This window comes from Sphingomonas pruni NBRC 15498 (assembly GCF_001598455.1).
In the GTDB taxonomy this organism is placed as follows: Bacteria; Pseudomonadota; Alphaproteobacteria; order Sphingomonadales; family Sphingomonadaceae; genus Sphingomonas; species Sphingomonas pruni.
The window spans coordinates 1-1,529 of sequence record NZ_BCYZ01000152.1 but is presented as its reverse complement, the minus strand read 5'-3'; the positions used below and the strand labels follow the sequence as shown (position 1 = coordinate 1,529).

The 1,529-nt window shown below is 63.8% G+C and carries 1 protein-coding gene; it reads right to left on the bottom strand.

Annotated features, from left to right (window positions below; translation table 11 throughout):
• Positions 1 to 77 precede the first annotated feature (77 nt).
• Positions 78 to 1,451 carry an IS1182 family transposase gene (locus SPR01S_RS20970; protein WP_066593793.1) on the bottom strand — a complete coding sequence of 458 codons (1,374 nt, stop codon included), beginning with the start codon at positions 1,449 to 1,451 and terminating at the stop codon, positions 78 to 80.
• Positions 1,452 to 1,529 lie beyond the last annotated feature (78 nt).

The window sequence follows — 1,529 nt, the reverse complement described above, 5'->3', positions numbered from 1 at the left end:
TATTCTGTTGAAGAAGTCGCTGCTGGCGACGGGCTAAAGCAGGTATTGATGGCGGTCGAGCGGAGGTCTGCTCCCGCTCAGGCCGTTGCGAGCCCCGGGATCGACCGCATTTTCGCCAGCTTGCGGAGGTTCTGGGCGGCGGCGGCGAGGTGGAACTCGTCTTTTGCGCCATTCGGACCGCGCAGGCGTAAGCGGTCCAGCTTCAGGATGCGTTTGAGGTGGGCGAACAGCATCTCGACCTTCTTCCGCTGGCGGCGTGAGACGAGGTAGGCGTCGCTGGTGGCGATATTCCGGGCCATGTCGCGCGCGCCTTCATGGACCGAGCGCATGATCTTACGCGCGGCCATCTTCGGGGTGCACCGTTGCTTGAGCCCGCAGGCTGCGCAGTCCTTCTCACGGGCGCGATAGCGGATGAAGCCATCGGCATTGGCGAGCGGACGCGGCGTGCTGAAGTTGCGGTTCGATGGGCGCAAGCGATTGCCGCCAGGGCAGATGTAGCTGTCGTCCTCATGATCGAAGGTGAAGGCGGATCGCTCGAGGGTCTCGTCACTGCGGGCGGACTTGTCGAACACCGGGATGTGCGGCTCGATGCCCCGATCCTCGACCAGCCAGGCAAGATTCGGCGCGGAGCCGTACGCTGTATCGGCCACGAGCTTCTCGGGCCACAGGCCGAAGCGCTCTTGCGTGCGTTCGATCATCCGGCGCTGGGCGGTCACCTCGGCTTGCCGGATCGCGGTCGTCGCCTCGACATCGACGATCACCGCATGGTCGAGATCGATCAGGTAGTTGGTCGAGTAGGCATAGAAGGCCGATCCCCGTGTCGCCGCGGTCCAGCGCGAGGCGGGATCGGTCAGGTTGATGCGCTTGGGTGTCACCGGCGTCGATCCGCCGAACGCGGCATCGTCGAGAACGTCGAGATACTCGGCAACGGCGCGGCCCGCCGCTTCGGGCGGCAGACCTTCTTCGCCCGGCACCGATCGCTGGCGATGCACATCGGCGCGGATCAGGCTGGCATCGACCGCGAACCCCTGGGCGCCCACCAGCCCTTCGGCCATGCAGCGCTCGACGGTCAGCTCGAACAGCTTGCGCAACAGGTCGCTGTCGCGGAACCGACCGTGCCGGTTCTTCGAGAAGGTCGAGTGATCGGGCACCGCGCCATCGAGATCGAGCCGGCAGAACCAGCGATAGGCTAGATTGAGATGCACCTCCTCGCACAACCGCCGCTCCGAGCGGATGCCCATGCAATAGCCGACGATTAGCATCCGGATCATCAACTCCGGATCGATCGATGGGCGGCCCGTCTCACTGTAGAACGGCTTCAGGTGCTCGCGGATACCGGACAGATCGACGAACCGATCGATCGAGCGCAGCAGGTGATCCGCAGGCACGTGATCCTCAATGCGGAAGCTGTAAAACAGCGCCTCCTGCATCACCGTCCGCTCGCCCATCATCGCAACGTCTCCGCCCGCCTGCGGAAAACTGAATCAGGACTTCAGCACGATCACAAGCGGGAGTTTTTCAACAAAATA

Bases quoted from the DNA above. Each gene is read 5' to 3' on its own strand.
- SPR01S_RS20970 (WP_066593793.1), bottom strand. From the start codon at position 1,451: ATGATGGGCGAGCGGACGGTGATGCAGGAGGCGCTGTTTTACAGCTTC.